The sequence below is a fragment of the Rhizobium sp. Root483D2 genome, assembly GCF_001426685.1.
In the GTDB taxonomy this organism is placed as follows: domain Bacteria; phylum Pseudomonadota; class Alphaproteobacteria; order Rhizobiales; family Rhizobiaceae; genus Pararhizobium; species Pararhizobium qamdonense.
In genome coordinates this window covers 433,972-459,616 of record NZ_LMFB01000009.1, presented here as the reverse complement: position 1 = coordinate 459,616, position 25,645 = coordinate 433,972, and the positions used below count along the sequence as shown (strand labels likewise).

At 59.7% G+C, this 25,645-nt stretch carries 27 protein-coding genes; 12 read left to right on the top strand and 15 right to left on the bottom strand.

What is annotated here, in order from left to right:
- Nucleotides 1-183 precede the first annotated feature (183 nt).
- Complete coding sequence (locus ASD32_RS08695; protein WP_060637591.1) at nucleotides 184-939, bottom strand: pseudouridine synthase; 756 nt, start codon at nucleotides 937-939, stop codon at nucleotides 184-186.
- A gap of 436 nt (nucleotides 940-1,375) precedes the next feature.
- On the opposite strand from ASD32_RS08695, the gene ASD32_RS08690 reads away from it, so the two are divergent.
- The 9 genes from ASD32_RS08690 to ASD32_RS08655 all read left to right on the top strand — a co-directional run bounded on the left by ASD32_RS08690 (nucleotide 1,376) and on the right by ASD32_RS08655 (nucleotide 7,621).
- Nucleotides 1,376-2,728: a glutamine synthetase family protein gene (locus ASD32_RS08690; RefSeq protein WP_060637590.1), complete on the top strand. Its 1,353-nt coding sequence runs from the start codon at nucleotides 1,376-1,378 to the stop codon at nucleotides 2,726-2,728.
- Between the two features lie 246 nt (nucleotides 2,729-2,974).
- Complete coding sequence (locus ASD32_RS08685; protein ID WP_060637589.1) at nucleotides 2,975-3,286, top strand: hypothetical protein; 312 nt, start codon at nucleotides 2,975-2,977, stop codon at nucleotides 3,284-3,286.
- Between the two features lie 9 nt (nucleotides 3,287-3,295).
- Complete coding sequence (locus ASD32_RS08680) at nucleotides 3,296-3,679, top strand: hypothetical protein (RefSeq protein WP_060637588.1); 384 nt, start codon at nucleotides 3,296-3,298, stop codon at nucleotides 3,677-3,679.
- 11 nt (nucleotides 3,680-3,690) lie between these two features.
- Entirely contained in the window at nucleotides 3,691-3,858 is a 168-nt protein-coding gene (locus ASD32_RS29470; protein ID WP_162252644.1) for a hypothetical protein, read from the top strand.
- 10 nt (nucleotides 3,859-3,868) lie between these two features.
- Nucleotides 3,869-5,266 (top strand): amino acid permease, encoded by a 1,398-nt coding sequence (locus ASD32_RS08675; RefSeq protein ID WP_060637587.1) that lies wholly within the window; start codon nucleotides 3,869-3,871, stop codon nucleotides 5,264-5,266.
- A gap of 58 nt (nucleotides 5,267-5,324) precedes the next feature.
- Nucleotides 5,325-6,020: a hypothetical protein gene (locus tag ASD32_RS08670; RefSeq protein WP_156383101.1), complete on the top strand. Its 696-nt coding sequence runs from the start codon at nucleotides 5,325-5,327 to the stop codon at nucleotides 6,018-6,020.
- A gap of 9 nt (nucleotides 6,021-6,029) precedes the next feature.
- Nucleotides 6,030-6,293 carry a hypothetical protein gene (locus ASD32_RS08665; protein ID WP_060637585.1) on the top strand — a complete coding sequence of 88 codons (264 nt, stop codon included), beginning with the start codon at nucleotides 6,030-6,032 and terminating at the stop codon, nucleotides 6,291-6,293.
- Between the two features lie 112 nt (nucleotides 6,294-6,405).
- The gene (locus ASD32_RS08660) at nucleotides 6,406-7,071 is read left to right on the top strand and encodes a L,D-transpeptidase (protein WP_060637584.1); all 666 of its coding nucleotides are present in this window, start codon (nucleotides 6,406-6,408) and stop codon (nucleotides 7,069-7,071) included.
- A 34-nt stretch (nucleotides 7,072-7,105) separates the two neighbouring features.
- Nucleotides 7,106-7,621: an OmpA family protein gene (locus tag ASD32_RS08655; RefSeq protein ID WP_060637583.1), complete on the top strand. Its 516-nt coding sequence runs from the start codon at nucleotides 7,106-7,108 to the stop codon at nucleotides 7,619-7,621.
- Between the two features lie 74 nt (nucleotides 7,622-7,695).
- Here ASD32_RS08655 and ASD32_RS08650 read toward each other — a convergent pair whose 3' ends face one another.
- Both ASD32_RS08650 and ASD32_RS08645 read right to left on the bottom strand, forming a co-directional pair.
- Complete coding sequence (locus tag ASD32_RS08650) at nucleotides 7,696-8,088, bottom strand: GFA family protein (RefSeq protein WP_060637582.1); 393 nt, start codon at nucleotides 8,086-8,088, stop codon at nucleotides 7,696-7,698.
- A 140-nt stretch (nucleotides 8,089-8,228) separates the two neighbouring features.
- Complete coding sequence (locus ASD32_RS08645) at nucleotides 8,229-9,566, bottom strand: aspartate aminotransferase family protein (protein WP_060637581.1); 1,338 nt, start codon at nucleotides 9,564-9,566, stop codon at nucleotides 8,229-8,231.
- Between the two features lie 145 nt (nucleotides 9,567-9,711).
- On the opposite strand from ASD32_RS08645, the gene ASD32_RS08640 reads away from it, so the two are divergent.
- The gene (locus tag ASD32_RS08640) at nucleotides 9,712-10,260 is read left to right on the top strand and encodes a cupin domain-containing protein (protein ID WP_060637580.1); all 549 of its coding nucleotides are present in this window, start codon (nucleotides 9,712-9,714) and stop codon (nucleotides 10,258-10,260) included.
- A 35-nt stretch (nucleotides 10,261-10,295) separates the two neighbouring features.
- On the opposite strand, the gene ASD32_RS08635 is transcribed toward ASD32_RS08640, so the two are convergent.
- The 6 genes from ASD32_RS08635 to ASD32_RS08610 form a co-directional block, all read right to left on the bottom strand.
- Nucleotides 10,296-11,510, bottom strand: coding sequence for an MFS transporter (locus ASD32_RS08635; RefSeq protein ID WP_060637579.1), 1,215 nt, complete (start codon nucleotides 11,508-11,510; stop codon nucleotides 10,296-10,298).
- A gap of 79 nt (nucleotides 11,511-11,589) precedes the next feature.
- The gene (locus ASD32_RS08630; RefSeq protein WP_060637578.1) at nucleotides 11,590-13,026 is read right to left on the bottom strand and encodes a M81 family metallopeptidase; all 1,437 of its coding nucleotides are present in this window, start codon (nucleotides 13,024-13,026) and stop codon (nucleotides 11,590-11,592) included.
- A 25-nt stretch (nucleotides 13,027-13,051) separates the two neighbouring features.
- Nucleotides 13,052-14,968: a beta-N-acetylhexosaminidase gene (locus tag ASD32_RS08625; protein WP_060637577.1), complete on the bottom strand. Its 1,917-nt coding sequence runs from the start codon at nucleotides 14,966-14,968 to the stop codon at nucleotides 13,052-13,054.
- Between the two features lie 17 nt (nucleotides 14,969-14,985).
- Nucleotides 14,986-15,762 (bottom strand): SDR family oxidoreductase, encoded by a 777-nt coding sequence (locus tag ASD32_RS08620; protein WP_060637576.1) that lies wholly within the window; start codon nucleotides 15,760-15,762, stop codon nucleotides 14,986-14,988.
- Nucleotides 15,763-15,789: 27 nt separating this feature from the next.
- Nucleotides 15,790-16,653: a MurR/RpiR family transcriptional regulator gene (locus ASD32_RS08615; RefSeq protein WP_060637575.1), complete on the bottom strand. Its 864-nt coding sequence runs from the start codon at nucleotides 16,651-16,653 to the stop codon at nucleotides 15,790-15,792.
- Between the two features lie 122 nt (nucleotides 16,654-16,775).
- Nucleotides 16,776-17,165 (bottom strand): RidA family protein, encoded by a 390-nt coding sequence (locus tag ASD32_RS08610; RefSeq protein ID WP_060637574.1) that lies wholly within the window; start codon nucleotides 17,163-17,165, stop codon nucleotides 16,776-16,778.
- 114 nt (nucleotides 17,166-17,279) lie between these two features.
- Here ASD32_RS08610 and ASD32_RS08605 point away from each other — a divergent pair, with 114 nt between their 5' ends.
- Nucleotides 17,280-17,771, top strand: coding sequence for a hypothetical protein (locus tag ASD32_RS08605; protein ID WP_060637573.1), 492 nt, complete (start codon nucleotides 17,280-17,282; stop codon nucleotides 17,769-17,771).
- Between the two features lie 23 nt (nucleotides 17,772-17,794).
- Nucleotides 17,795-19,261 carry a M81 family metallopeptidase gene (locus ASD32_RS08600; RefSeq protein ID WP_060637572.1) on the top strand — a complete coding sequence of 489 codons (1,467 nt, stop codon included), beginning with the start codon at nucleotides 17,795-17,797 and terminating at the stop codon, nucleotides 19,259-19,261.
- Nucleotides 19,262-19,377: 116 nt separating this feature from the next.
- Here ASD32_RS08600 and ugpC read toward each other — a convergent pair whose 3' ends face one another.
- The 6 genes from ugpC to ASD32_RS08570 form a co-directional block, all read right to left on the bottom strand.
- Nucleotides 19,378-20,511, bottom strand: coding sequence for a sn-glycerol-3-phosphate ABC transporter ATP-binding protein UgpC (gene ugpC, locus ASD32_RS08595; RefSeq protein WP_060637662.1), 1,134 nt, complete (start codon nucleotides 20,509-20,511; stop codon nucleotides 19,378-19,380).
- Between the two features lie 92 nt (nucleotides 20,512-20,603).
- The gene (locus tag ASD32_RS08590; protein WP_060637571.1) at nucleotides 20,604-21,833 is read right to left on the bottom strand and encodes an extracellular solute-binding protein; all 1,230 of its coding nucleotides are present in this window, start codon (nucleotides 21,831-21,833) and stop codon (nucleotides 20,604-20,606) included.
- A gap of 36 nt (nucleotides 21,834-21,869) precedes the next feature.
- The gene (locus ASD32_RS08585; RefSeq protein WP_060637570.1) at nucleotides 21,870-22,730 is read right to left on the bottom strand and encodes a carbohydrate ABC transporter permease; all 861 of its coding nucleotides are present in this window, start codon (nucleotides 22,728-22,730) and stop codon (nucleotides 21,870-21,872) included.
- Complete coding sequence (locus tag ASD32_RS08580; protein WP_060637569.1) at nucleotides 22,727-23,614, bottom strand: sugar ABC transporter permease; 888 nt, start codon at nucleotides 23,612-23,614, stop codon at nucleotides 22,727-22,729. Before ASD32_RS08580 ends, ASD32_RS08585 begins: the two co-directional genes overlap by 4 nt.
- A 12-nt stretch (nucleotides 23,615-23,626) precedes the next feature.
- Complete coding sequence (locus ASD32_RS08575; RefSeq protein WP_060637661.1) at nucleotides 23,627-24,784, bottom strand: Gfo/Idh/MocA family oxidoreductase; 1,158 nt, start codon at nucleotides 24,782-24,784, stop codon at nucleotides 23,627-23,629.
- 284 nt (nucleotides 24,785-25,068) lie between these two features.
- Nucleotides 25,069-25,635: a DUF922 domain-containing protein gene (locus ASD32_RS08570; RefSeq protein ID WP_060637660.1), complete on the bottom strand. Its 567-nt coding sequence runs from the start codon at nucleotides 25,633-25,635 to the stop codon at nucleotides 25,069-25,071.
- Nucleotides 25,636-25,645 lie beyond the last annotated feature (10 nt).

Here is a 25,645-nt window from a genome sequence, read left to right as displayed (position 1 = left end):
GGATGCCGTTCGTTGTTCTTCGCCGTCGCGGTCAGCATAATGGCGACGGTTGAAGTTTCCGATCCCTCTCCTCCCGGGCCATCGCCTTCAACCGTTCCCTCTGGAGGTTGATCCTTCAAAACTCGGGGTCTCCCTTTACCGGAGGCCCTTTTTTTTGGTCATTTCAATCGCCGCGACGCCTGTTCAAGCCGTGGTCTGCGTCCGCCGCCGCAATGTCTCGATCTCCTGCCGGTCCAGCGGACGGGCCGATCCTTTTGCCAGGTCGCCCAGTTTGATATCGTCGATAGCAACCCGGACCAGGCGAAGGCATTCCATGTCCAGCCCTTTGAGCATTCGCCGGATCTGCCGGTAGCGGCCCTCGCGCAGCTCCACTTCAAGCCAGGTGTTTCTGCCACCTGAGCGTAACATCCGAACAGATGATGCTTTGAGCATCTCGCCACCCTCGCAGACGCCGCGCTGCATATGGGCGATCACGCTGTCAGTCGCGATGCCTTTGACCTGGACATGATAGATTTTGCCGACATTGGTCACGGGATCGAGCAGGCGCTGGGCAAGCACCGTATCGTTGGTAAACAACAGCAATCCCTCGCTTGCCTTGTCCAACCGGCCAACGGGAGAGAGGAAGGGATTGTCCATCTGCGCAAGACAATCAAAGACCGTCGGCCGCCCCTCCGGATCGACCCTCGTCGTCACCATGCCGCGTGGTTTGTTGAGCATGAGATAGACGCTGGACTGGGCAACAAGCCGGATGCCATCGACCGCAATGATGTCGGTGCGAATATCCGCCCAGGTCAGGATGTCGCTCACCACCCGCCCGCCAAGCGTGACGCGCCGCTCAGTGACCAGCTTTTCGGCCTGTGTGCGGGAACAATAGCCAAGTTTGGAAAGGGCACGGCAAATGGTTGCGCGCGCACCGGTGTCAGATGCCTGTCGAGCCAAGATGAATTATACCGGACGTTTTGCCGCTGCGCTGAACCACACCGTATCGACTGCTGCCGTGCAGCCTGTCAGCTGCGCAGCGCGATCAAATGCGGGTGGCTATCGAAATCCCGGAAACCTGTAACAGGCGCAAAGCGGTGGAGTGGATCATGTCGGAAACCTGGCCGTCCCGAACGTCAAGCCAGGGCTTCTTCAACGTTCGGGCTAGGTGCCGGTTTTCGAGAGTTTAGACTCTCGCCGAAGGTGGATCACGATATGCGACATCATGCCGTTCGATTGGGCGAAACCCCGCCCCGAGTCAAGCCGCTTTGCGAGAGACGCAGCGGCTAAGGAGGGCCGCCCCGGTATTTTTGTTGACGCCTGCAACACTTAACTGCTTGATGGGCACTGGATAGGACACCCAACCATGCGATGCCAAACCCTTACGGAGTAGATCATGACGAACGATACAAAGGGTCTCTTGGCTGGACAGAACGAGGGACGTGGCGCCTATGTTCTGGCGGCCACCTGCGACCTCAACGGCTGCTTTCGCGGCAAACGGGTTGAGGCCGCATCGCTCGACAAGATCCTGAAGAACGGCATCCGCATGCCGATGTCCTCCATCGGCGTCGATATCTGGGGCACCGATGTGTTCGCAAATTCCCTGACGCTCGATCAGGGCGATCTGGATGGCATTTGCGAGCCGACGGAGCGCGGACCGATCCCGTTGGCCTGGTCGGCGACGCAGGCGCAATTCGTGCCGATGTGGATGCGCGCCGAGACCGGCGAACCGTTTTTTGGCGATCCCCGCCGGACGCTCGCCGATATCCTCGACCGGTTCCGCGCCGTGCAACTCACCCCGGTCGTCGCGACCGAAGTGGAGTTCTATCTGATCGATCCCAAATCGCCACGGGCAAAGCCCTTGACTAGGATGCCGACCGGCCATGCGGATGCAAAGGATACGATCTACTCCCTGGAGGAGTTGGCCGAAGTCGGCCCTTTCCTCGACGATGTCTATGCCATGGCCGCCGCCTGCGGTGTCGCCGTCGATGCCGCGACCTCGGAGAGCGGCCCGAGCCAGTTCGAGTTCAATCTCGTGCATGGTCCCGATGCGCTGGAGGTGGCCGACAATACCGTCTTTTTCAAGCAGATCGTCCGCAATATGGCCCGCAAACACGGGTTTGCCGCAACCTTCATGGCCAAGCCCTATCCGGCACATTCCGGCAGCGGGTTGCATGTGCATTTCAGCATCGTCGATGCGCAAGGCCGCAATGTGTTCGACAATGGCGGTCCGGAGGGCACTGTCTTGATGCGCCAGGCCGTAGCCGGACTGATCGAAGCCATGCCCGGCTGCACCGCTTTGTTTGCGCCGCATCTGAATTCGTTTCGCAGGCTTTGCCCGGAGAGCCTGGCGCCCACCACAGCGGCCTGGGGCTATGAAAACCGCACGGCCGCCATTCGTATTCCCGGTGGCCCCGCTGCCGCGCGCCGCATCGAACACCGCGTCGCGGGGATCGATGCCAATCCATATCTGGTGATTGCAGCCATTCTCGGCGCAGCCATTGACGGCATCACAAGGCGCGCAGAACCGCCATTGCCAACTGCCGGCAACACCTATGCCAGCGACGCCAAATCGCTGCCCGCCACATGGCCGTCGGCGCTTGATCTTTTCGAGCAAAGCGACATCGTCAAACGGATTTTTCAGCCGAAGCTCATCGAGATGTTCTCGACCTGCAAACGCCAGGAACTCGCCGTGTTCAACCGCGATATTTCAGATCTGGAATATGCCAGCTACCTGCACAGCGTCTGACGCGACGGCAAGTACGGCCTTTACGCAATGCCACCCCGTTTGAGAGTTTGCTTAAACTGCCGAAGAAAAAATCATCTGCATTTCGCATAATCATGCGAACACTTCCTTGTTGACTTCTTTTTGTGCAAATGCGGCATTTTGGCACATGGCTGCTTGACCAAAGCACCGGGTCGGAATATTCGTTGGAGGAAAATAATTTGCCTTTAAGGCAATATCGGACTTGAAAGCGTATTCTGGGAGGAACGCATGATAATCCACGAGGCAGGTGCCGACGCGCACCTTGCGACGCGCATCGACAAGATGCATTCCCGCGACAGGGCAGGCCTGATCATCTTCATCACGGTGCTATGGTGCACGATGGTTTTCGCGCTGGTGACGATCTGGCCCTATATTTCCGTGCCCGCCATCCGGATCATCCTGACCACTGCCTGCGCCCTGGTTCTGGTCTTCAACACTGCGGCCATCATCGCGATGCTGCGGCACTATAGCGAAGACAAGCATTTCATTTACGGGCTCGACCTCAAGCATCTCGACGAGATGCGCCGGCGGCGGCGCTAGGAGGGGACCATGGCTTACAAACCACCGAAACAAAGCTTTGCCGGACAGATCTTCGACGTCATCACCCTTTTGGTCCTGACCGTCGGTGCGCTCTATCTGCCTCTCTATCTTGGCCTTGCAGGGGCGGCCAAGACGCCTGCGCCCATCGACAACCCGACATGGGAAGCGCTCGGCCAGAATGCCACCGAGCAGCAGCAATGGGCAGCCCTTGGCATTACCGATCCGGCGGCTGCAAACGACATCATCACGGCCCGTTTCGACTATTCGTTTAGTTGGATGGCGCTTGTGGTCATGGCCCTCCTGGTCATCGGATATTTCGTGCTGGTGGTGCGCCTGTCTGACCGGGAATATCGCGACGTTATCGCTGAACGCTTCGGCGTCAAGAAGAAATAGTGGGGGCACCAATGGATATGTGGACTGTTCTGGAATACGCGGCCTGGGCCCTTTCGGCGCTGTTTGCCGTTCTGATGCTCTCCGACATGGTGCGAATCGATACGACCTATGACAACGACCTGCTGACCTCATCCCGCGAAGGCGAGATCGAGGCTGCAGCCGAACGCCACACGCTGTGAGGGGCCGATCATGGTAGATACGAAAACCACCACCGCCCAGCCGGAACGGCTGCAATTGCTGCGCGTGCTTGGCCCCGCCCATATCTGGGCGCTCGGCGTCGGCATCGTTCTCGTCGGCGAATATATGGGCTGGAATTTCGCCGTCGGCAAAGGCGGCATGATTGCCGGCCTGATCGCCTGCTGGGTGGCCGGCCTGCTTTATACCTGCGTGGCGATGATCGATTCCGAGGTGACATCGACGGTCGCCGCAGCCGGCGGCCAGTATGCGCAGGCCAAGCATATCGTCGGCCCGCTGATGGCCTTCAACGTCGGTCTGTTCCTGGTCATGGCCTATACGATGCTGGAGGCTGCCAACGCCATCACCATCGGTTTCCTGCTCGATACGGTGGCCGCAATGCAGGGCCATACCGGCCTGCACCAGCAACCGTTCATCGTGCTCTGCGTGATGTTCCTCGCCTGGCTGAACTATCGCGGCGTGCTGGCAACGCTGACATTCAATCTCGTCATCACCGCCATCGCCTTCATGGCCATCATCACGCTCTTCCTCTCGGTCCAGTTCGGCGTGTCGAGCGTGCCGCTTGATTTCTCGGCTGTCACCACCGACCCCATGCCCTACGGATGGATCGGCATCCTCGCCTCGCTGCATTTCGGCCTCTGGTATTATCTCGGCATCGAAGGCACCTGCCAGGCGGCTGAAGAAGTGCGTTCACCCGCCCGCTCTCTGCCCTATGGAACCATGGCCGGCATCATGACGCTGCTGATTGCGGCAACCATGACCTGGTATGTCTGCTCGGGGCTCATCCCGTGGGAATATCTCGGCCAGGCCGGAACACCGCTGTTTGACGCGGCCCGCGTCACCGGCAATCGCGGGCTAATGGTTCTCCTGTTCATCGGCACAATGTTTTCGACGCTTGCCTCGGCAAACGGCTGCATCAACGATGCCTCGCGCGCCTGGTTTTCCATGGGCCGTGACCGCTATCTGCCGATCTGGTTCGGTGCGGTGCATCCGGTCTACCGCACACCCTACCGCTCGATCATCTTCCTCGTGCCGATCGCCCTGATCTTCGCGCTCGGCGCGCCGCTCGATCAGGTCGTCACCTTCTCGATCCTGTCGGGACTGCTGGGCTACACATTCATGACCTTCAACATGGTGATGTTCCGCAGGAAATGGCCGCTCGATACGATCAAGCGCGGCTATGTGCATCCGATGCATCCCCTGCCGACGATTGTGCTGTTGATCCTCTGCGCTACAGCCTATGTCGCCGTGTTTCTCGGATATGGCACACAGCTGATCGCCATGGTCAGTTTCTACATCATCGCATCCTTGTGGTTCCACTTCCGGCGCTACCGGTTCGTGCGCCGTGGCGATCAGTTCACCATGCCCTGGCCCCGGCCGGAAGGGTATTGAGGAACGCAGCCTGCAGCCTTTAAAACGGCTGCAGGTCCACATTATGGAGGGAACCGGGTTGACGATCACCTATCTGCTCAGCGCCTTTGCAGCCCTTGCCGTCATCTGGTTCATACGTGCGGCCATACGCGGACACCGGGACGCCATGCAACAGCGCGGCCGGTTGCTCGATGAAGCACATGGGCTGCTGATTGAGCCCGGCATAAGCCTGGCGCCGGATCAGTTTCCGGTCGTCACCGGGCAGACCAGCGACGGCCGGCAGGTAAGGCTTGAACTGATCGCCGATACGATGGTGACACGCCGCCTGCCGCAACTCTGGCTGAAGGTGACGTTGTTCGAAGGCGATAGGCGCGACTGCCCGTCGCTCGGCGCGCTCGCCCGGCCGACCGGCTCCGAATATTATTCGCTCGTTCACAGTTTTCCGGAATGGATGAAACCGCCCGAAATCGGCATGTCTCTGCTGATGCGCGGCGACGGGCATGCCACCGCGCGACAGGAGGCCGATGCCGGCCGGCATTTTCAAGGACTGTTTGCCGATCCAAAGGTCAAGGAAGCCGTGATCACAGCGAAGGCAACCCGGCTGATCTATCAGGCCGCGCAAGGCGAGCGGGCGGCGCATATGTTTCTGCGGCAGGCACGGTTTTCCGTTGAGACGGTTCCGGCCGCAACCATCGTGCAGGCCATTGCGCTGGCCGCAGGCCTGAGTACGGTCTTTTGCGAAGCAGAGATGCCCCTTGTCGCAAAAGTTGCTTGAGGACCGAATATGTCGAAGCCGGTAAATCCTTATGTCGTTCTGCTTCTGGCGATCCTCCTGCCGGGGGCCGGTCACGTCGCCATCGGTGAAGCCCGCCGTGGGCTGGCATTCGCACTGTTCGTGCTTTTGTTTTCATTCCTCACCTATATGACCACCACACCGGAACAATCCTTTATCGGACGGCATGCGGGCGGGTTGTTTATCTGGGCGCTATCGATTCCGGACGCCTATCGCCGGGCACGGATCCGCTATTCGATCGGCTCCAGACTGTAAGCCAGCAAGAAACCGGATGGCGAAGCGCCGGGCCACCGTTTTTTTCCTGTTGTGGCAATCTAAAAATATGATCTACTAATATTTCGCAGATTGGCTTTGGGGGATATTGCCGATGGTGTCGAAGCGCAGAGACGTGTTGCTTGGTGGACTGGCGTTGCTTGGCGCCGGGACGGTGTCCAACCCGGTATTCGCCGCAGCGGCGTCTTATTTTGCCGGCACGGCCATTGATAATGGCGTCACGTTCCGCGCCACCAATTTTGCCATGATCGACAAGCGATGGCGCCGCCAGGTCGTCAAATATTTCAGTAGCGAGCCGATCGGCACCGTTGTCGTCGATACGAGAAATCATTTTCTCTATCTGATCATGGAGAACAAGACAGCCATCCGCTATGGCGTCGGCGTCGGCCGCGATGGTTTCAAGTGGTTTGGCCGCGCTACGGTCGATCAGAAATCGCTCTGGCCGCGCTGGACGTCGCCAGCCGACATGCGCAAACGGCATCCCGAACTGCCGGAATTCGTCGCTGGCGGCTCGCCGAAAAACCCGCTCGGGCCCCGCGCGATGTATCTACATCGCGATGGCGTCGATACCGGCTATCGTTTTCATGGCACGCTCGAACCGGGCAGTATCGGCAAGGACGCTTCCAGCGGCTGCATCCGTATGTTCAACGAGGACGCCATCGACCTCTACCAGCGCTGCCCGATCGGCACAGCCGTGCAGGTCCTGCCGCATATTGCCGATCAGGCCCCCGAGGTCAGCGACGCAACTCCGGTCGAATGAGGAATATGCCTTGATACCTGATCAGACCGGATATATGCGGCACTTTTTCGCGGCAGCGATGCTTCTGACGCTTACCGCGTGCAACACCACCGAGATCGCCTCCGTCGAGGAGCCTGCCGCCGTCCCAATGACAGGCCAGACCAACGACCCGGCCCCCGGTTTCGAAACCGTGTCTGTCGGCAGCGAGCAGGATTTCATCCTCAATGTCGGCCGGCGGGTCTATTTTACCCAAGATTCGGCAGCGCTGGATTCCGTTGCCAAGGCAACGCTGGACAACCAGGCAGCCTGGCTGAACAGCAATCCGCGCTGGCTGGTCAAGCTGCAGGGATTTGCCGATGATTCCGGATCGGCATCTGCGATGGAAGCGCTGTCGCAGAAGCGTGCCGATGCGGCGATGGCCTATCTCGCCTCCAAAGGTGTGGACACCAAGCGCATGTGGGCCAAGGGTTATGGCAAGGACCGCGAAGTCCGCGACTGTACGGACCGGTCCTGCAAGGTACAAAACCGCCGTGTCGTCGCCAATCTTCGCACCGAGCGCGACGCCCTCTGATCGCACATTGCCTGCGTGACGTCTGAAACCATCTCTGTCACCGCGTAGCGATGCTTTCGCATCGGCCGCCCGACCTATGTCTCGAAACGGCTTGTGGCATCCCGGTCGTGGTCATATTGGTTCAACACCGGAAACGGCGGCAACCAGGCTTCGCGGCGCACGGTCCAAAGTTCGTAGGTCGGAACCAGCTGGTTTGGGGCATCGAGCGATCCAAGGTTCACTTCGACTTCGTCGCCGCTGCGTCCAAAAACAGGAGAGCCGCAGCGGGGACAGAAAAACCGCCCGGCATAGTCGCGCGTCTCGCCCTCAATCGTCACCGCATCTTCGGGGTAAATGGCGGACGCATGGAAAAGAGCGCCGTGATGCTTGCGGCAATCGAGACAATGACACAACCCGACCCGATAGGGCGCGCCGGACGCCACGATGCGGACATCGCCGCACACACAACCGCCGGTCAATCGATCCATGTGCGTCTCCTTTCGAAAATCAAACGCCCGGCATGTTTACGACGAACAGCCGGGCGCCTCAAGATAAAGGCACCGGGCGCCTCAAGTGGAGGCACCGGGCGCCTCAAGATGAAGGCGCCCGGTGTATATCGAAGGTAAGGTTATTTCACCCGCTTCAGGGCATCTCCGAGAATCGAGATGATATCCTCGATATGGGATGTCTCGGCGATCAGCGGCGGCGAGAAGGCGATGATATCGCCGGTCACGCGGATGAGCAGGCCCCGTTCGAAGCAATCGACGAACACATCATAGGCGCGCGCGCCGGGAGCCTCGTCGCGGGAGGCAAGCTCGATGCCGGCGATCAGGCCGATCGTGCGGATGTCGGTGATATGCGGCAGTCCCTTCAGCGAATGCATCGCCTCATGCCAATCGTGCTCAAGATCGGCTGCGCGCGTCAAAAGGCCTTCGTCGCGGTAGATGTCGAGCGTCGCGATACCGGCGGCGCAGGCTGCCGGATGGCCGGAATAGGTGTAACCGTGGAAGAGCTCGATCTGACCCTCCGGCCCGTGCATCAGCGCATCGTGCACCTTGCGGCTGGCAAAGACGGCACCCATCGGGATCGCGCCATTGGTCAGTCCCTTCGCGGTGGTGACGAGATCGGGCGTCACGCCAAAATAGTCGGTGGCAAATGGCGCGCCGAGACGGCCGAAACCGGTGATCACTTCATCGAAAATCAGCAGGATGCCATGGGTGGTGCAGATCTTGCGCAGCCGCTCAAGATAACCTTTCGGCGGAACCAGCACGCCGGTCGATCCGGCCACCGGCTCGACAATGCAGGCCGCGATGGTTTCGGCGCCATGCAGCGCGACAAGCCTTTCGAGATCGTCGGCCAGCTCCGCGCCGTGCTCCGGCTGTCCTTTGACGAAGGCGTTCCTCGCAGGGTCATGGGTGTGGCGCAGATGGTCCGTGCCGGGGATCAGCGGGAAAACCCGGCGGTTATTGACAAGGCCGCCAACGGAAATACCACCGAAGCCGACGCCGTGATAGCCGCGCTCGCGGCCGATAAGGCGCGTGCGAGTGCCCTGGCCGATCGACCGCTGATACGCGACGGCAATCTTCAGCGCAGTATCGACCGATTCCGAGCCGGAGCCGGTGAAGAAGACGCGATCGAGTTTTTCATCGGGACCACCGGGCGCGATCTCCGCCAGCCGCTCGGCAAAATCGAAGGCGATGGGATGGCCCATCTGGAAAGACGGCGCAAAATCCAGGGTCAGCAATTGGCGCTCGACGGCGGACGCGATCTGTCGGCGGCCATGGCCGGCATTGACGCACCAGAGACCTGCGGTCCCATCGAGGATCCTGCGCCCATCGACGCTGGTATAGTACATGCCCTCCGCCGAGGCGAGAAGGCGCGGCGCCGCCTTGAATTGCCGGTTGGCGGTAAACGGCATCCAGTAGCTGTCGAGTACCGGGGTGTTTGGTTTGCTGTGCTGGTTCATGGCGACCTCCTGTGAAGTCGCGATGACGCCATGATTTCGAATGCCGAAACAAGTCCTTTTCTGATAGGATATAAGCTATTGAAAACGCACGACCTGAATTGTAAATGTTTCGATATTTCGAACATGCAAAACACGGGATCGCCTCATGTCGGTGGATATCGGAAACCGGTTGCGCCATGTGCGCATTCTCAACAATCTTTCACAGCGGGAATTGGCCAAGCGGGCCGGCGTAACCAACTCGACGATTTCGCTGATCGAGTCCAATTCGTCCAACCCGTCCGTCGGCGCGCTGAAGCGCATTCTCGACGGTATTCCAATCGGCCTTGCGGAGTTTTTTGCCTTCGAGCCCGATCGGCCGAAGAAAGCGTTTTACCGGTCCGATGAACTGGTCGAGATCGGCAAGGGGCCGATTTCCTACCGCCAGATCGGCGACAATCTTTTCGGCCGCAGCCTGCAGATCCTGAAGGAATGTTACCAGCCCGGCGCAGACACTGGAAAAGTGCCGCTGGTGCATGATGGCGAGGAAGGCGGGATTGTTCTGTCCGGGCGGCTGGAGGTCACCGTCGATGATGAGCGCCGGATCCTTGGACCGGGGGATGCCTATTATTTCGAAAGCCGCCGCCCCCACCGGTTCCGTTGCGTCGGCCCGGTGCCATGCGACATCATCAGCGCCTGCACGCCGCCGACATTCTGACCAGACAGGCAGCCGATCCTCCCTTTCTCATTTCATCATCGATGCCGATGTACACCTCCGTTGCGGCCGTCGAGAAAGAGCATCAGGCCAAGGCCGGTCACGCCGGCGAGCGCACCGAGCATGGACGTGCCGGAATAATCGGAAAAGCGGGTGCCGATCGCAAACAGGATGGCGCTTATCCCGCCGCTCAAAAACAGGTTCACCGAGATCAGCGAACTGCCAAGGCCCGGACGATCGGAAATGAGGTCCTGGATATAGGTGATGGGAATGCTGATCAGGGCGGAAGCGGCGAATGCGCTGAGCAGCGTCAGGGCATAGACATGCCAGGGAGCCGAAGCGAGACCCAGCAGTGTCAGGTAGACAGCATAGAGCCCTGCGCTGATTGCGAGCGCCGTCACCGCGCGCATGTGAACCTGGATGCGGGCCCAGATGAAGATGAACACGACCTCAAGAAATGCGACGATGCCGACGACCACGCCGATATCCGTCAACGTGCCGCCGGCAGCCCCGGTAATGATCAGCGGCTGGACCGCCGCGTTGACATGCAGCGTCGAGGTGATCAGCGAGACAGCCATCAGCCGGGCAAAGACGTTTGGCGCGAGTACTTCGCCAAAGGATGCAACGAAGGAATGGCGGTGGTTTTTTGCCGGTGGCGGGCCATCCGTTGCAGGCAGCTTGAAGAAGACCAGAGCCAGATTGGCGATACAGCCGAGACAGGCAAGCAGATAGGCCGGCAGCATGCTGCCCCGTCCGGCCAGAACCAGAGCGACCAAGCCGGGTACCAGCACCCAGGCGACAGAGATTGCGGCCCGCACACCGGAATTGATCGCCGCCGCGTCGCGGCCACCTTCCATATTGGCAATGGCGCGGACATTGGCAAAGAGCAGCGAAGTCATCGCGTTATAGACAGGCAGCATCACCAGCGTGCAGAAGACAAAGCTGGCGGGAACCGGGACCGCATAGACAAGGCCATAACCGAGAATACCGAACGACATGACCGTCATCAGCAGGATGCGGTAATTGCCGATACGGTCGGCAAGAATGCCGACCCAGAGGCTGACAATGACGTTGACAGCGGCGGCGGCAAAAATCATGATCGAATAGATACCATTGCTCAAGCCGAGCTCGGTGATGCCGATCACCGACTGATAGGGCGCCGTCGCAGCCCCGGTGAACCCGAACAGGAAGATCGCGATCATACTGAGCCGGACCACCGGGTGGCGGAAGGCGATCGACAGCGTGGATGTCATTGAGAGCACCGGAAAAGAGGGTTAAAGGCGACCCGCACATCCGGACAGGAATGCGGGCACCGGATTGGCTAGACCGGCGTCACTCCCGCCAGCGCGCCGAGAGTGCCGCTTCAGGCGCGAAGGCGAAATCGCGGTCGAAGGGAAAGACCGGCCTTGTCCTGCGATGGCTTGTGAGATTGGCGATATCCTTATTGACGACACCATCGGTCAAAGCCATCAGGTTGGGATTGGCGATCGGGGCCAGTTCCGGAGAAAGATAGCCGGACTTGACCACCAGCAGCCGGACGGTCTTGGGATCGAGCCCCAGCCGCCGGAAGTCCTCAAGATTGTGGTAGGGACGCCGGCGCGCTGCAAGCACGACCTCGATGCCATCGATGCCAATAACGGCCTGACGGTCCGCCGCCGCATCGCCGCCGTCAAGCCGCAGCACCACCGCCGTCACCTGCGCGGGAAGGCTTGACGGATCGAGACTGGCGCCGATCCGAAGCACCACCGTGGCGCCCTTCCCGGCTACAAAACAGGCCTCGACAGCCGGGCGATCGGTAATACCGGCGACAAGCGCGCCTTGCCAATTGCGGGCAATCAGCGCACGCAGCACATCGGCGCGGTCGCCAACCCCGCCACCGGTCGGATTATCGGCGGAATCGGCAAGGATGACCGGGGATGTTTCGGCAGCTGCGGCACGATCGAGCATCTCGTCCAGCGGTCCCGTGACGGGCCCGAATTTAAAATTGTCACGGGCGTTCCAATACTGCTGTGCAATCGCTTCGGCGGCTTGCAATGCGGCCTGCCTGTCGGTTCCGGTCACGACGGCACAGGCCGTTGCCCGTGGTTCATCGGCCCAGACATAACCGATCATCAGATTGGCATCGAGAATGCCCGGCTTCGTGTCGAATGCCGGAAGGCCGAGATAGATGGACCTGGCCGGCTCATCGTCCGTGGAGGTGCATTCGCCCGAAAGCAGCAGCGGCACCTTGGCAAAAGCGATGCCCGGGCGGTTGCCTGTCCTCAGTGTCTCGACCAGCATCGACCAGGCGCGCACCATGGTTTCCCGCACATCGATATGCGGCGCGGTGCGGTAGGCTGCGAAAATGTCGAGCTGATCGATGATCCGCTGGCTGACATTGCCATGGAGATCATAGCTTGCCGCGATCGGGCAATCCGGCCCAACGGCTGCGCGGGCAGCCGAAATCCAGTCACCCTCCGCATCGTCCATGCCCTCGACATTGATGGCGCCATGCATGGCGAGATAAAGCCCGTCAATCGGCAGCGCCGCCTGCAGTTTTTCGAGAAACTCTGCCTTGAACGCCTCATAGGCAAAGCGCGATACCGGTCCGCCCGGCACGGCGCGCGCATGCAGCAACGGCACATGCGCGATCCCGTCCGCATCGAGGAAATTGAAATATTCGGCATTCAGCAGGCCGGCACCGCGCAACACGCGAAAATCCTCGACCGTCATCAGGACCGGTGAATAGGTGCTGCATTCGGTATGAATCCCACCAACGGCGATGCGCATTGTTTTTCCCTTGCCAGCGGTTTTTCTAGAGCTTCGGGCTGAGCGGCACGATGGCTGCAAACCGCAGCCAATCCTTCTGATCTTTCGGCGTCCACGCCGCCTCGGCGATGGCCGGAAGGCGGGGGAAGATCAGCCGGTTGAAGTAGCCACGCGACAGGTAATGTTCGCTCCAGATGCAGGCCTGAACGCCCTTCAACCGGTGTTTCAGCTCATCGGGAAACGTGCCTTCCGCCTCGTAAGCATAGGTATGGGCCGGTGGCACCGTGCCTGCCCAGCTGGCGCCCGGCTCCTGCCATTCTTCACCCTGCACCATGTCGAGATAATAGGCCTGTCCCGGCGTCATCACCACATCAAAGCCGCGTCTTGCAAGCTCGATGCCGACGTCGGGCGTCTCCCAGGCCATCAGCAGCGTTTCGGCCGTATCGACGCCGCCGCCATGGGCGACCTCGTTCCAGCCGGCAAGCTTCTTGCCGCGCTCGGTCAACATCGCCTTGACCAGCTTCAGGAAATAGGATTGTAGCGCGAACGTGCCTTCAATGCCTTCTTTCTCCATGAGCTTGCGGGCGAGCGGCGAGGCAAGCCAGGCCCCGTTCGCCACCTCGTCGCCGCCGATATGGATATAGGCGGACGGGAAAAGCGCGACCATTTCATCGAGAACCTTGCCCAGGAATTCATAGGTGAAGGCTAAGGCCGGATTGAGCGCATTGTTGGGATAGCCCTGCACCGAATGATAACTGTCCGGCGCTTCCTGGCCATCGGTCAGATCCGGCAGCGCCACCAGCGTTGCCGCGTTGTGACCGGGAATATCGATCTCCGGAACGACTTCCACATTCAGCGCCAGCGCATGCGCAACGAGCACGCGGACATCGTCCTGACTGTAGAAACCACCGACCGGCTCTGCGCCATTGCCGAGCTGCGGCAGCAAAGGACCGTCCGGACTGCGGACAACGCCGGTGGTGGTGAGTTCCGGATAGGCCTTGATCTCAAGCCGCCAGGCTTCGTCGTCGGTCAAATGCCAGTGGAAGATATTGAGCTTGAACCAGGCAAGAATATCGATGAGCCGCGCGACATCGGCCACCGGGTAGAATTGGCGGGAGACATCGAGATGGCAACCGCGCCAGCTGTAGCGCGGCTCATCCGAAATCGTGCCGGAGACCGGAAACCGGAATTTGCCCGGATCGCTGCGGGCGCCGTTCACAAGCTGGGCAAGCGACGTCAATCCATATTGCCGTCCCGCCGCACCGCCATAGCTGAGCGTCACAGCCTCCAGCGAGAAGGACAGTGCATAGGCTTCCGAAGCCATCGCCGCGTCCTGCTTCAAGTGCAATGCCCTGCCCTGGCTGTTCGGTGCCAGGCTGATCGGCGCATGGCCGGCTTCAAACAGACGGCGGCACAGGGCGATCACGGTATCTATCGCCTGTAAGTCTTCCAGCGACGCGCCAACCGGGTAAAGACAAACGGGGAAGGCATTGCCCGGGATCGCATCGATCTGGCGCGGCCATGGCTGCAGTGCAAATGGCAAGTCGAGCCTGCCCTCCGGCAACAGCACCGGCGGCGGCTCACTGACGCGACCCTCCAGCAGCAGATCAGACACGGAAACCGCAAGATGGCGCCCATCGGCAAGCGTCACATAGGCCGATTTTGCCCCATCGGTGCAATGCACGGCCTTGCGGTGCAGGCCGCTGACCGTAAACTCCCAGGAAGCGCCGGGTGCGAGCACAAAGCCAGCCGGCGGCGCAAATTCATGATAGTTGGCATCGCGCTTGACGAAGACGGCGTTATCGCAGGCGGCCTTGTCGATCACCCGGGTCAGCGAGGTGTAGACGAGGGTAAATCCATCGATCGGCGCATCCGAGAGATTGAACAAACTGAATGTGAAGCGGCCATTTGGACCACCCTCAGGATGCCACGCGCTTTCGAGACGATAGGACGCCGGTTTCATGTCCGTTCCTTCAATGCTTAATAGTTTTCGGATTGGGAAAAGGTGCGGGCCAGTTCCGCCTGCCCCGCGGTCAGGCCGCAATCGACCGGCAGGCAGACGCCGGTGATGGCCAGCGCCAGCGGGCTTGCCAGGAAGCCAACGGCGTTGGCCACGTCATCCGGGCTGGCGATGCGCTGCAACGGATACCAGCGGCGGGCGTCCTCGAACACATTCGGATTGGCCGCCGCACGCTCTTCCCATGCCTGCGTGCGCACCGTGCCCGGCGACACCGCATTGGCGCGAATGCCGTATTTGCCGTACTCCACCGCAATCAGCTTCGTCAGGTGCAGCAGCCCGGCCTTGGCGGCGCTATAGGCGGGATGGCCGAACACATTGGTGCCGTTGACCGAGGCGATGTTGACCACCGAGCCCTGGCTTACTTTCAACGCATCCTCGACGGCGCGAAAGCAGAGGAAAGCAGCCTCCAGATTGAGAACACTGTCCATGCGCCAGATTTCCGGCGTCGTATCGTGCAGGCTGACAGCGCGCGCCGCACCCGCATTGTTGACCAATGTGCGCACCACGCCAAGCTCCGCCGCGCGCGCTGCCATCTGCGCGACGCTCGCCACATTGGTAATATCACAGGTGATCGCAATGAACTTTTCGGGATTGCCGAGGCTCGCTGCGGCACGTTCAATGGCGTCACCATCCAGATCCGGCATCAGCACGACATCATGGTCTTCGCCAAGACGGCGGGCAATCGCCCGGCCGATATCGCCTGCGGCCCCCGTGACGATTGCGACAGATGAAGTCATGACGGGTCCCTTGTGAACATTGTGAAATCAATCCCCCAAAAGCTGGCGGTCGTCGCCGTCGCGATGGGCGACAAGCTGCTGCTTGATGCGCCGCAGCGTCACGATCGCCTGGGGCTGAATATGGTAGGCAACGAGACTGGCGAGGATATCGAGGAGCGCGAGATAAGCGATGCGGGTCGAGGTTGGTCGATAGATATTGGTCCCCTCGGGCAGATCGACAGGCACGGTGATATCCGCAGCACGCGCAACCGGGCTACCGCTCTGCGTCAGTGCGATCGTCGTTATCTTCTGGTCGCGGGCAAGCATGAAGGACCGGACAAGTTCGGCATTGCGGCCGGAGAAGGACGATCCGATGACGACGTCGCCCGGCCGTGCCGCCGCCGCCATCATCATCTGCATGCTGTGATCGGAGCTTGCCGTGATGCGCAGCCCAAGGCGGAACAGACGGTTTTGCAATTCGCTGGCGATCATCGAGGAGTTGCCGCCGGAACCGAACGCATAGATCATGTCCGCACCGGCCAGCTTTTCCGTCGCCTGCTCGATCGCCACGAGATCAAGGCTCCGATGCAGCATGAACAGCGCATTCTGCGCCTTTGACACGATATCCTGCGCCACGTCGGCCGGCTCCTGGCTCTTCGGCTCAGGCTTGAGGTAGCGCATGCCGACATAGGCCGTGCGCGCCAGCTGGACCTTGAAATCTGAAAAGCTGTCACAGCCGAGCCTCCGGCAGAAGCGGGTGACGGTCGGCGGAGAAACATCAGCCTTGCCGGCCAGCTCGATGATCGAGGCATTCACCGCAAATTCGAAATCCGTCAGCAATATCTCGGCAATGCGGCTTTCGGCCTGCGAAAGCTTGCCTTTTTCGTCCTGGAGCGTGGAGAAAATATCCATCAGTGAGCACCTTCAATAAAATCGCCAGGCTGCCCGATAGAGGCTTCCTGAAACCGCGGCAATGCTGCGATCCGGCACACGATTCTCACCTGATGTCCACCCGTTCCAAAATTGCCTGACGCTCAGGGCGTCTTTTCCTTATAGGCGACGCAGTCGATCTCGACCTTGCAATCGACCATCATCGATGCCTGAACGCAGGCCCGTGCCGGTGGATGTTCACCGAAATAGTCCTGATAAATCGTGTTGAACGTCCAGAAGTCGCGCGGATCGTCCAGCCAGACGCCGACGCGGACGATGTGTTCCGGCCCGTAACCGGCTTCGGCCAGGATGGCCAGCAGATTGGCGATCGTCCTGTGCGTCTGTGGGATGATCCCGCCTTCGATGATCTCGCCATTTTCCATGGCAACCTGGCCTGACACATAGAGCCAGCCATTGGCCTCTACCGCGCGCGCAAACGGCAGTGGCTTGCCGCCTGCCCCGGCCTGCACGGCGCCATAACGTGTAATGGACATTTGTCCCGTCCTTGCAAATTATTTTCTTGATCCGTTGACAAATGACCATAGAAAGCGGAATTTGACCAGAGAAAAACACTATTTATGAAAAGAATTTCAATAAACGGAGCAATCGTGCGCGATCCCTTCCGCAACCCCTTTCCATCCACCGACACTGCCCGTCACGCGATCTGGCAGATGCTGGTCGAGCGCGACATCGATGCTTTTCTTGCCGCCGACTGGTCCAAGGTCGCTGGTGATTTTATCGAGGAGGGCTTTATCGGGATCGATGCCAAACGGGAGATAAGCCCCGACAAATGGCGCCTGGCCTTCCCCAACTTAGCGGCCTATCGCGCCGAATGGCTGCGCCAGGCGGAGGATTTTGCCAGGCAGTCGTTCGCCGAAGATACCCGCAATGCCATTTTTACCACCACGACGCTTGAGGATATCGAGATCGAAGGCGGAACGGCCCTTGTCCGCAAGAAATTTGACGGCAGCCTGACGAAGGCGGATGGCAGCGTCGATCGCCTCCAGTGGCAGACCTTATATTACTGCCGTCTGCAGCAGGGACGGTGGAAAATCTGCGGCTTCACGGGATATCTGCCCAATCCGATGGGTGGGGCTTAAGCGGCAAGAACGAGGCAGAGGCATTGCGCATTTTCACCGCCGTCCTGGCGACCGAGACCAATACTTTCTCACCGATCTGCGTCGATCGCCGCGCCTTCGAAGCGTCGCTCTATGCCCGCCCCGGCGAGCATCCGCAAACGCCGACGCTCTGTTCCGCGCCGATCACCGTCGGCCGCCGGCTGGCCGCAGAAGAGGGTTTCACACTGATCGAGGGGACGGCCACCTGGGCCGATCCGGCCGGGCTCGTCAATCGCGCCACTTATGAAAGCCTGCGCGATGAAATTCTCGATCAACTCTGCGCTGCACTGCCGGTGGATGCCGTGGTGCTTGGTCTTCATGGCGCCATGGTCGCCGATGGCTACGAGGATACCGAGGGCGATATTCTCGCGCGCGTACGCAACATTGTCGGCCCCGATATTCTCGTCTGCGCCGGGCTTGATCCACATAGCCACCTCACTGCCAGGCGCCGGGAGGCCGCGGATTTCTTCGTCTACTTCAAGGAATTCCCGCACACGGACTTTGTCGATCGCGCCGAAGATCTCTGGCGCATTGCGCTCGGCAAGTTGACCGGCCGCGTCAAGCCGGTGATGTCGGTCTTCGATTGCCGGATGATCGACGTCTACCCGACCTCGCGCGAGCCGATGCGTTCGTTCGTCGACAAGATCATGCGGATGGAAGCTGAAGACCCGGAGATCCTGTCCATCTCCGTGATCCATGGTTTCATGGCTGGCGACGTTCCGGAAATGGGAACGAAAATGCTTGTCGTCACCGATGATAAACCAGAAAAGGGCGAAGCCCTTGCCCGCGCACTGGGCCTTGAGCTCTTCGCCAAGCGCGGCACATTCATCATGCCGCAGATCGATGAAAAAGAGGCCGTTTCCCGCGCGCTCAATGCATCCAGCGGACCCGTGGTGATCGCCGATGTCTGGGACAATCCCGGCGGCGGTACGGCGGGTGATGCGACTGTCCTTCTGGCCGAGCTCCTGGCGCAAGGCGCCAAGGATACGGCCGTCGGCACCATCTGGGATCCGATGGCAGTGCAGATCTGCATGGCAGCCGGGGAAGGTGCCGAGATCAAGCTACGCTTTGGCGCAAAATCGGCGGCAGGAACCGGCAATCCGATCGACGGCATCGTCAAGGTCGTGAAGCTGGTGCGCAACGCGGAAATGCGCTTTGGCGAAAGCTACGCACCCTTCGGCGACGCCGCCCATATCCATCTCGACTGCATCGATATCATCCTGAACTCCACCCGCGCGCAAAGCTTCGACCCGAGCCTGTTCTCCGTCATGGGCATCGAGCCTCAATCGAAAAAAATCCTGGTCATCAAATCGACCAATCACTTCTACGCATCCTTTGCCCGGATCGCGGCGGATATCCTCTATTGCTCGGCCGGAACCCCGTATCCAAACAATCCCGCCCGCACAGCGTATCGCCGGGCACCGCGCGATATCTGGCCGATGGTGGAGAACCCGCACGATCTCGAGCGGTAAGCGGCTTGGCCGGATGGCGCCTTCAACCGGGCGTCAGCTGCCGGAACAAACAAAAAAGGCATGCAAATTCACGCATGCCCTTTCGCTTTCCATGAATCCAACAATGTCGCGCAGCATCAGCCGCCGGCGATCTTCATGAGGCCGGCATCGATATCCGTCAGTTCCACCCGGCGCTCAAGCGCGATCCCGGACGCGTCAAACAGGTGGCAATCCGTAGCGCCGATACCGATCGAAACCGTTTCATCGGTGCGGATTGGGGCGCTGCCCGGCAGCATGGCGCAGAAATTCTCGCTCTCGCCATCCAGCGACGCATAAGCCACCGTCTGGGCGCCGAGCCGTTCGATCACCGATGGGGTCAAGGTCATCGACAGATCGGCCTTGCCGAACTGAATGTGTTCGGGGCGAATACCAAGCGTCAGAGGCTGCCCTACGAGATCGGCCCGGCCGGTAACCGGTATTGTCGCCGATTGTCCCCTGAAATCCACCTCGACACCGGCATCGCTGACACCTTTGCAGGTCACCGGCAGCATGTTCATTCGCGGGTTGCCGATAAAGCCGGCGACAAACATGTTGGCGGGCTTGTGATAGAGTTCGAGCGGCGCGCCGGTCTGGGAGATCTCGCCAGCATTGAGCACGACGATGCGGTCTGCCATCGTCATCGCTTCGACCTGGTCATGCGTGACGTAGATCATCGTCGCCTTCAACTGCTTGTGCAGTTTGGCCAGTTCGATCCGCATATCGGCGCGCAGCGCCGCGTCGAGATTGGACAGAGGTTCATCGAACAGAAAGATCTTCGGCTCGCGTACGATCGCCCGGCCGATTGCCACGCGCTGGCGCTGGCCGCCGGACAGGAGGCCGGGTTTCTGCTGGAGCCGCTGGTCCAGATGCAGAATGCGCGCGGCATTCTCGACCTTTGCCTTCAGCTTGTCCTCCGGCATCTTCTCGACGCGCAGCGGAAAAGCGATGTTCTCGAACACGGTCATGTGCGGATAGAGCGCATAGCTCTGGAACACCATGGCGATGCCACGCTTGACCGGCGGCAGGTCGTTGACGCGCTTGCCGTCGATCATGATATCACCTGAACTCGTCTCGTCGAGACCGGCGATCATGCGCAGCAATGTCGATTTACCACACCCGGAGGGGCCGACGAAGACGACGAATTCGCCATTGCGGACCTCCAGTTCGATGCCTTTCAGCACCTCGAACGTTCCGTAGAATTTCTGAACCCTGTTGAGATTGAGCTGTCCCAAGACACTGTCTCCGGCCGCCTGCGAAAAGCGGCCCATTCGTGGCAGAAAAGGAATGGACCGCAAACTTTATTGCGGTTCGCGGTCCGATGATCTTATTTGTACTGTTCGAGATCGGCAGCTGCCTTTTTCAGGGCATCCGCCGGTTCAGCTTTATCTGTGACGACAGCTTGAACCATTTCGATGATGACGTTCTGGAAGCCCTTATAGTCGGTGAAAAGCGGCTCGGGACCACCGTACGTGATGCCGTCGATGAAGGGCTTCCAATAGGGATCCTTCTTGACGAACTCATCGACCATCGGCGACGGCCGCAGCGGCGTCAGGCCGGCGCCGCCCTGCAACTCGTATTCACCCTGCGGACCTGGCGAGGTGATGAATTTCGCAAACTCGATGGCTTTTTCCTCGACACCGGACCCCTTGAAGATGGCAAGGCTGTCGGTGATCAGCAATGTGCCTTCACCCTTGGCCGATGGGCCAAGCGGCAGAGGCGCAACGCCCCAATTGACCTTGGTGTCCTTGAGACGGACGGCAGCGCCCGAGCCGGCCTGGAGCATGCCGATCTTGCCATCGAGGAAGATGGCACGCATCTCGTTCTGCTCGTAGGCCGTGGCGCCTTCGACCGAATAGGGCGTGATGTCCTTGTAGGCCTGGAGGGCTGCAAGAACCTCGGGGCTGTCGATGACTATCTTGTCGCCGTCGATGACCTTGCCATTGTTGGTGTAAACCCAGTGCATGAATTGATGCATGGTATTGTCGAACGTCTTGGCCGGAAGACCGTAGCCGGCAATGCCGGTCTTTTCCTTGATCTGCTTGGCAAATGCGATCTCTTCGGCCCAAGTCTTCGGCGGGGTTTCGGGATCAAGACCGGCCTGCTTGAACAGGTCCTTGTTCCAGTAGAGTGCCTTGGTCGAAAATGCGACCGGCACGCCCCACTGGTTATCGTCGAAGGTGACGGTGTCGGCGATGTGAGGATAGTAGCTCTTTTTCTCCTCTTCGGTCATCGGCACGGGAACGATCAGGTCGTTCTGGGCGAATTCCTTCAGCGTGCGCGAGCCGACATAGGCCATGGCGACGGGCGTTCCGGCAACGGCAAGCGTCGTTGCCTTGTCCTGGCACTGGGCCCAGCCGACGACTTCCGGTGTGACTTTCCAGCCAGGATTTTTCTCTTCCCACTGCTTGATATATTTCTCGTGGACCGGGTCCATCACGTCGCCGCAATAGATCCAGCTGATTTCCTGATCGGCCGCATGGGCGGTCATGGCGCCAAGCGCGGTCGAGCCGAGCAACGCCAGGGCGAGTATCCCTGTCTTGACATGAATGGACACGTTTGAAGCTCCCGTTTCTCTGGTGGTTGATTGCTTTTATTGTTTCACCGCGCCAGCGGTCAGCCCGCTGACGAGATAGCGCTGTAGGAAGAAGATCACGATGATGGCCGGGGCGATGCCGACGAAGCTCGCCGCCATCAGTTCGTTCCAGATCACTTCCTGCCGGCCGAAATAGGCAAACAGCCCAACCGGCAGCGGCATATATTCGCTCTTCGAGTTGAAGGTCAGCGCGAAGATGAACTGCTGCGCGTAGGACCCGATGAAGGTCGTGATCGCAACAACGGTGATGCCGGGCATGGCAATGGGGAGGATGACCCGGCGAAGCGTATACAAATGGCTGGCACCATCGACAAAGGCCGCTTCGTCCAGCTCGCGGGGGATGCGCATCATGTAGGTGCGCAGCAGCCAGATCGCCGACGGGATCAGGAAGGCGACCCCCGGCACGATCATGGCGAAATAGGTGTTCAGCACACCGAAGCTGCGCATCAGGCGAAACAGCGGGATGAGCAGGACGGCACCGGAAAACATGTTGACCGCCAGAAACGCGCCGAGCAGAAGCCCGCTGCCGCGAAACTGGAACCGGGCAAATGCATAGGAGGCCGGGATGACCAGGACGAGGACAATCGCAGTGACGATGATCGAGATGAAGAACGAATTGAAGATATAGCGGGCAAAGCCGGGAACGCTGGCCCACATCGTCCGATAGGCGGCAAACGAGCCGTTTTCCGGCCAGAACCTGTAGGGCGAGGAAAACAACAATCCCAAAGGTTTCAGCGAGACCAGAAACCCTTCGACAAACGGCGCCAGAATGAATGTCAGAAACAGCAGGATACCGGCATAGATGGCGATCAGCTCATACCAGCGGTAACGGTTGATCATGGCAGGTTGCGTGCTCATCGGTTGGTTTCTCCCGCAGAAAGCCGGCTGGTCACCCGGAAATAGGCCAGGCAGAAAATCGAGAGGAAGATGCAGATCAAGACCGCGCGGGCTGCACCCTCGCCATACTTTTTCGAACCGATCGCTGTGCGATAGGTATCGATGATCATCGTTGTCGTTTCGCCATTCGGACCGCCCTGCGTCAGGATCCAGATAATGTCGAACGAATTGAACGTGGCGATCAGCGACAGCATTGACATGGTGATCAGCGATGGGATGAGCAGCGGCAGGGTAATGCGGCGGAAGCGGTAGAACCGTCCTGCCCCATCCGTCCATGCGGCTTCGTAAAGGTCCTGCGGCACGGCCTGCATGGCCGCCAGCATATAGAGCGTCACCAGTGGCACGCCGATCCATACGTCAGTGATGATGGTCGCCCAGAATGCCGTCGAGCCACGGGCGAGGAAAGCGATGGGGCCGTCGATAATGCCCCAGTTCTGCAGCACACCGGAAATCATGCCGAACTGACCATTATACATCCAGCCCCACATGAAGATGCCGATGGCCATCGGCACGATCCAGGGCGGCATGGTCAAGACGCGAAACAACGCCCGGCCGGGAACGGCGGCATTCAGCATGCAGGCGCCGAAGACGCCGATGATCATCTTGAGCGCGACTGAAAAGAAGGTCCACACGAAGGTGCGGATGATGACCTCGGCAAAGGTGGTGTTGAAGATCTTCTCGTAGTTGATCCAGCCAACCCAGTTGGTGGTTTTCTTCAACGAGGCGTCGGTGAACGACAGGACGAACGTGTCCACCAGCGGATAGGCAACGATGACGACGACGTAGAGAACGGCTGGCAGCAACAGGATCCAGGCGAAGATGAGAGTGCTGCGTTGAACGTTCATCTCGCGCCCTCCTTATGCTGCACGCGCGTGGAGCGCCTCGTCAAAGCGATCCCAGACCGGCCGCAGATCGACGACGGTGCGCTTGCGGCGCGCCTCGTCCATGGACAGCGCCAGGATTCCCGCCTCCAGTGCATCGATCGTGGAGACTGGCAGCGCCCGCCCATCGCGGACATGGCGGATAATGTCGGTGGCCATCTGTTCGTCAGCGCCGTAATGCTGTGACAGCGCTGTTGCCGCATATTTGTTTTCGACGACTTTTTGCCCGGTCAGCATCTCGTGGACATCGAAATAACCCCGGATGAAATCTCCTTCGGCCATGCCGCGCGATCCCATGATGCAAAAACGGCGGAACTGATCGGGGACATTCAGATTGGTATGGAAATTCATGCCGACGCCATTGGCATATTCGACAATTGCCACTTGGTAATCGATGATATCGCCATCGCTGTCGAACACCTTGTCGGAGCCCATCCAGCCGCTCGGCTTGCGATGGAAAAGTTCGAGATCGTTGATCCCCTCGCGGGCCGGATCGTTTTCGGGAATGAAGCTCTTGCGGCCGCCGAAGCTTGCCACCCGCTCGGGCCGCGCGCCGATAATGCCATTGTAAAGATCAAGATCGTGGCAGCATTTTTCCAGCATGAAACTGCCGGAATAGCGTTCGTAGCGGCGCCAGTCGCGCATGAAGAAGGCACCGTGATAGGGCTCGATATGCTCGGACGCCTCGATCGAGACGATATGCCCAAGCGTTCCCGCCGCCTGCGCTGCACGCAGGTCCCGGTACATCGGCGCATAGCGCAGCACGAGACCGACCATCAGCCGTTCATGACCGTATTTCGCCATCAGGCGGGCAAGTTCGATACTTTCCTCGACCGTGGTGACAACCGGCTTCTCACTGAAGACCTTCAGGCCGGATTCAAGGCCGGTACGGATATGATCGAGATGCAGGTGATTGGGCGAGCCGATCATCAGGAGATCAAGCTTCTCATTGGCAATGAGCTCTTCGGGGGTCGCGTAAGCCGTGCCGGCAGAAATGTTTTTTTCAAACAGGCCAGGCAAACCCGCAGGGTTCGGATCGACATAACCGGCGATCTCGAAGCTCTCATCCATGGCTTTGAAAACATAACCCAGATAGCCCAGACGGAATCCGAGCCCGATAATGCCCACTTTCATATTCCGGTGTTCCCCGTTATTGTCGTAATTTATTTTCTTAGACTGAGGCAGATTTTCAAAACCGTCAACCGAAATCAGCAAAATTACCATTTTCATGAAATTGATTTTCATGGTGATTGATGAGCGGCACGCTTTCACAAAAAGATCAGATCCAACCGCAGCCGCAATATACTTGAGTTGAAGGCACGTTTGAGCCCGCGCCGAAGAGCACCTGCGGCGAGATTTACCGTCTGTCATGTCAGTGACAGCGTGTGGAGAAGGACCGGCCTGCTCTTCAGCAGCCTCTATTGTCCGTTGACCAGCGCCAGGACGAGCTGGTGAACATTGCCGCCGTTGCTGAGTTCGGCCCGGTCGAAATCCCGGCTCTGCTGCCTCTGGGCGCGGGACAGTTCGCCGAGACGTGCGGTGAGGTCCACACGGATTTTCCGGCATTGGGGATCATCGGCGGCCGTCAGGCCAACGGAGACCGCCTCGATCTTCTTCACCATATCCTTGATGAGATCGCCGTGCACGCGTTCGTGCTGGCGTACGCCCGAGATGAACGTGTCCCAGCTTTTTTGGACAGGTGCCGGCAGGCGCTCGGCAGGCTTTGGCAGCCTATAGGTTATGATGAGCTTTGGCCGCGCGACGGTCAGAACACAGGCATTGCCCTGCGGTTCGTATTTCCGGGTCCAGGTCAGCTTGAAATTGGTAAAGGCGATGGCACGGCCGATACCCGCTTTCGGGCCACGTTCGCCAATCGAGGCATAGAGTTCGGCGCCGGTCTTACCAGTAACCGGATAGGCCTGCACATTTTCGATCGCCTGCCATTCCGCTTTTCCCATATCCGGCAACAGGACAACGCCGCCCATCAACAAGTTC

Excerpts from the sequence above, each read along its gene's own strand:
- ASD32_RS08690 (WP_060637590.1), top strand. The coding sequence starts at position 1,376 with ATGACGAACGATACAAAGGGTCTCTTGGCTGGACAGAACGAGGGACGT.
- ASD32_RS08685 (WP_060637589.1), top strand. The coding sequence starts at position 2,975 with ATGATAATCCACGAGGCAGGTGCCGACGCGCACCTTGCGACGCGCATC.
- ASD32_RS08680 (WP_060637588.1), top strand. The coding sequence starts at position 3,296 with ATGGCTTACAAACCACCGAAACAAAGCTTTGCCGGACAGATCTTCGAC.
- ASD32_RS29470 (WP_162252644.1), top strand. The coding sequence starts at position 3,691 with ATGGATATGTGGACTGTTCTGGAATACGCGGCCTGGGCCCTTTCGGCG.
- ASD32_RS08675 (WP_060637587.1), top strand. The coding sequence starts at position 3,869 with ATGGTAGATACGAAAACCACCACCGCCCAGCCGGAACGGCTGCAATTG.
- ASD32_RS08665 (WP_060637585.1), top strand. The coding sequence starts at position 6,030 with ATGTCGAAGCCGGTAAATCCTTATGTCGTTCTGCTTCTGGCGATCCTC.
- ASD32_RS08660 (WP_060637584.1), top strand. The coding sequence starts at position 6,406 with ATGGTGTCGAAGCGCAGAGACGTGTTGCTTGGTGGACTGGCGTTGCTT.
- ASD32_RS08655 (WP_060637583.1), top strand. The coding sequence starts at position 7,106 with ATGCGGCACTTTTTCGCGGCAGCGATGCTTCTGACGCTTACCGCGTGC.
- ASD32_RS08650 (WP_060637582.1), bottom strand. The coding sequence starts at position 8,088 with ATGGATCGATTGACCGGCGGTTGTGTGTGCGGCGATGTCCGCATCGTG.
- ASD32_RS08645 (WP_060637581.1), bottom strand. The coding sequence starts at position 9,566 with ATGAACCAGCACAGCAAACCAAACACCCCGGTACTCGACAGCTACTGG.
- ASD32_RS08640 (WP_060637580.1), top strand. The coding sequence starts at position 9,712 with ATGTCGGTGGATATCGGAAACCGGTTGCGCCATGTGCGCATTCTCAAC.
- ASD32_RS08635 (WP_060637579.1), bottom strand. The coding sequence starts at position 11,510 with ATGACATCCACGCTGTCGATCGCCTTCCGCCACCCGGTGGTCCGGCTC.
- ASD32_RS08630 (WP_060637578.1), bottom strand. The coding sequence starts at position 13,026 with ATGCGCATCGCCGTTGGTGGGATTCATACCGAATGCAGCACCTATTCA.
- ASD32_RS08625 (WP_060637577.1), bottom strand. The coding sequence starts at position 14,968 with ATGAAACCGGCGTCCTATCGTCTCGAAAGCGCGTGGCATCCTGAGGGT.
- ASD32_RS08620 (WP_060637576.1), bottom strand. The coding sequence starts at position 15,762 with ATGACTTCATCTGTCGCAATCGTCACGGGGGCCGCAGGCGATATCGGC.
- ASD32_RS08615 (WP_060637575.1), bottom strand. The coding sequence starts at position 16,653 with ATGGATATTTTCTCCACGCTCCAGGACGAAAAAGGCAAGCTTTCGCAG.
- ASD32_RS08610 (WP_060637574.1), bottom strand. The coding sequence starts at position 17,165 with ATGTCCATTACACGTTATGGCGCCGTGCAGGCCGGGGCAGGCGGCAAG.
- ASD32_RS08585 (WP_060637570.1), bottom strand. The coding sequence starts at position 22,730 with ATGAGCACGCAACCTGCCATGATCAACCGTTACCGCTGGTATGAGCTG.
- ASD32_RS08580 (WP_060637569.1), bottom strand. The coding sequence starts at position 23,614 with ATGAACGTTCAACGCAGCACTCTCATCTTCGCCTGGATCCTGTTGCTG.
- ASD32_RS08575 (WP_060637661.1), bottom strand. The coding sequence starts at position 24,784 with ATGAAAGTGGGCATTATCGGGCTCGGATTCCGTCTGGGCTATCTGGGT.
- ASD32_RS08570 (WP_060637660.1), bottom strand. The coding sequence starts at position 25,635 with ATGGGCGGCGTTGTCCTGTTGCCGGATATGGGAAAAGCGGAATGGCAG.